Source organism: Elusimicrobiota bacterium (assembly GCA_018816525.1).
GTDB lineage: Bacteria > Elusimicrobiota > Endomicrobiia > CG1-02-37-114 > XYA2-FULL-39-19 > OXYB2-FULL-48-7.
In genome coordinates, this window is sequence record JAHIVV010000089.1 from 1 (window position 1) to 2,782 (window position 2,782).

The 2,782-nt window shown below is 37.6% G+C and carries 5 protein-coding genes and 1 pseudogene; 4 read left to right on the top strand and 2 right to left on the bottom strand.

The genetic code is table 11. The features are described 5' to 3' along the window. The coding region (locus KKH91_08215; protein MBU0952786.1) for a hypothetical protein at positions 1-283 on the top strand (283 nt) is incomplete at its 5' end. 1 nt (position 284) lies between these two features. Here the strand turns inward: KKH91_08215 and KKH91_08220 are convergent. Then, entirely contained in the window at positions 285-866 is a 582-nt protein-coding gene (locus KKH91_08220; GenBank protein MBU0952787.1) for an IS630 family transposase, read from the bottom strand. Beyond that, positions 845-1,330, bottom strand: a complete 486-nt coding sequence (locus KKH91_08225; GenBank protein ID MBU0952788.1) for a winged helix-turn-helix domain-containing protein — start codon at positions 1,328-1,330, stop codon at positions 845-847. Before KKH91_08225 ends, KKH91_08220 begins: the two co-directional genes overlap by 22 nt. A gap of 108 nt (positions 1,331-1,438) precedes the next feature. Here KKH91_08225 and KKH91_08230 point away from each other — a divergent pair, with 108 nt between their 5' ends. The 3 genes and pseudogenes from KKH91_08230 to KKH91_08240 all read left to right on the top strand — a co-directional run. Further along, positions 1,439-1,708, top strand: coding sequence for a type II toxin-antitoxin system Phd/YefM family antitoxin (locus KKH91_08230; protein ID MBU0952789.1), 270 nt, complete (start codon positions 1,439-1,441; stop codon positions 1,706-1,708). Then, positions 1,698-1,981, top strand: a pseudogene (locus KKH91_08235) (type II toxin-antitoxin system RelE/ParE family toxin). The gene KKH91_08230 and the pseudogene KKH91_08235 overlap by 11 nt, the downstream one beginning before the upstream one ends. Before the next feature lie 424 nt (positions 1,982-2,405). Then, the coding region (locus KKH91_08240; GenBank protein ID MBU0952790.1) for a transposase at positions 2,406-2,782 on the top strand (377 nt) is incomplete at its 3' end.

The window sequence follows — 2,782 nt, forward strand, 5'->3', positions numbered from 1 at the left end:
AGGTTCTGTCATGAATGCAATTCCACTATTTCGACTTTACTGTATTGTCATAGTAGCGTTCGTGTTCTTTCTTTGCACATCGATTTCCAATGCGGAGCAAAACGACCTAACGCGTGCAACTGACTTGTCGAAAGTTGTAACAACCATGAATAAGTTTTGCCAAGCAAGACCGATCGAAGCGTGTTTCACCAAGAAAGAACTCAAAGGATTCGAAATGGCTCAAACGCAATGGCAACAAACAAAATATGATATAGTGATCCAACTTAGGTTTTTCTTGGCATAGTTTATGCTTTTATTTTTACAATTTCAAATTTTTCCACCATTAATGTTTTCAACTCATTGGCATGTTCATTAATATGGTTGAGAAATTGAAATACCTTAGCGCGAAATGATTTGTACTTTTTATGGTACTTATTTTTTACAAGATGTTCTTTGACAAAACGCCAGAAACGTTCAATCAAATTAAGGTTTGGCGCATACGGTGGTAGAAATTCCAATTTGAGTTTAGGGTGTTTTTCAAGCCATTCTGTAACAATTTTCGCTTTAAAATAACTGGCATTATCCAAAATAAGTACGATTCCAGGGGCTCGTTGATATGCTTTTATAATCACATCGAAATATTCAATAACCCGCTGTGCATCGCAATTTTCTTCTCCGGTAAGATGAACAAACGAGTGTGAATCCGGGTTATACGCTCCCAATATATTTAGTCGTTGACGACCTGTGTTGGTTTTTAACATTGGTGGATTTTTTGGATCTCCCCAGCACAGCCCCGGAATATTCTGATGGATCAAGTGCATACCATCTCCAAACAAAAACACAGTTCCTGATTCGCTTGTACGTTTCATTTCAAAATAGTTTTCGATGTTTTTTTTTGCTCCTCTTCGCTGGGAGGATTGCCAGGCACCACCTTGGGCCTTAAAACCTTAAGCCCCTTTTTTTTAAGTAATTTTCTTACAGCTTCATTGCTGTAAACAACCTTAAAATGTTCTTTGATATATTCTCTGACTTCTTTAGTTTTTCCTGGATTAGTCTCTCCTACCCAGCTTGCAACTTGATCGATTTGCTCTGAAGTCAAATACGATTGTTTCGGCTTGTATTGAAAAGAGTTTAAGCTATTGATACCTTTTTTTTCATACTGACAGTGCCAGTTTTCAATGGTCTTAATAGATTTGCCGATGATAGATGCGATCGTTTTAAGTTCAACCCCCTCGGCCAGCATTAAGAGTGCCATAAATCTTACTTTTAGTCGTATGTCAGGTTGATTGTCCCGACATTTATGTAACTGGTCAATTTCATCATCGCCAAACTGGTATTTTGATACATCCATAAGCATCTCCAAGTCATTTGAGTAATTGGTTGCATCATGTATGTATCAATGATCATAATGAATGTCTATAATTTTGTTTTTTATTTTGAATACCTGTGCCTGCAAATAATGTGCCTGAAAAACCAAAGTTGGAGTACTATAGCAGATTATTCCGCAAGCATTTCAGAACTTAAGAAAAATCCATCTGCTCTTATTGAGCAGTCTGATGGCGAACCAATCGCTATTCTAAATCATAATAGGCCAACGGCCTATTTAATCCCGGCTAAAACTTATGAAGCACTGCTTGAAAAAATTGAAGACTATCAACTGGGGTTGATCATCAAAGAACGTCAAAATGAAAAATCTTCAGCTGTAGAAGTGATATTAGATGAGTTATAAATTAAAATTCCTCCCGGCAGCACTCAAGGAATGGAAAAAACTCGACAATACTATTCAGGCTAAGCTAAAAAAAGAAATTAGAAGAACGCCTTGACGCACCACATGTCATTAGTTGTAAACTCTCTGGTTTTAAAAATCATTATAAAATTAAACTTCGAACAAGCGGTTATCGTCTGGTCTATGCAAGTGATCGACGAAGAAATATATGTGCTGGTAATTGCAATAGGAAAAAGAGAAAAAAATATAGTCTATAGAAAAGCCCGCAAAAGGTAAATATCATGTTTTCTATCATAATAAAACTGACAATTCCTTTGATGTGACCCAAAGACTGTCTTCCCTTGAAGCCATGGAACAGTGCCGTGAAAAAGGACAGATCCTCACGGGAATCCTTCACGTCAACGAAACGCTCAAGGACACACATGATATCCTCGAGACCACAGACAAACCCCTGAACGCTCTAACAGAAAAGGATCTGTGCCCGGGAAATCACGTATTGACAAAAATCATTGAAAATTACAGATAGATTCTACAGCCCGGATTTTCACTGGTAATTTTAAAATAAAAACTTGAACCGGTTAAACCCAAAACAAGTTTGATTTAAGCAATAAAAATGATAAAAAAAGCTCGAAACGCCTGTCAATAAAGTGTATATTGAGTTTAAGAGAACTTATTATACAATCATGAAAGGACGTTTCGAGTGAAAAAGAATATCGCTAAAAAATTGACAAAACGCAAGCAAAAAATAAGTAAAAAGCTCAAAAAAAGGAACTGGAGTGAACAGGCCGCACCCATGCTGAAAGCATCCAATATCCGATATGAGGTTGACGGTCGTCTTCAAGGTATTTCCCATGGCGGTATCGGCTTGATTCATATGCTGGCAAAAAAGACTGGTCTTTTAAAAGAAATTGATAAGCAACTTGAACTGCTCAAACGCCATCTGCCTTATCATGAATCAGACCATGTTGCCAATATGGCCTATAATATCCTTGCCGGCGGCACCTGCCTCCAGGACATTGAATTGTTAAGAAATGACAATGCCTGGCTCAATGCCCTTGGTGCGCAGATAATCCCTGA

Excerpts from the sequence above, each read along its gene's own strand:
- KKH91_08225 (MBU0952788.1), bottom strand. The coding sequence starts at position 1,330 with ATGGATGTATCAAAATACCAGTTTGGCGATGATGAAATTGACCAGTTA.
- KKH91_08230 (MBU0952789.1), top strand. The coding sequence starts at position 1,439 with ATGTGCCTGAAAAACCAAAGTTGGAGTACTATAGCAGATTATTCCGCA.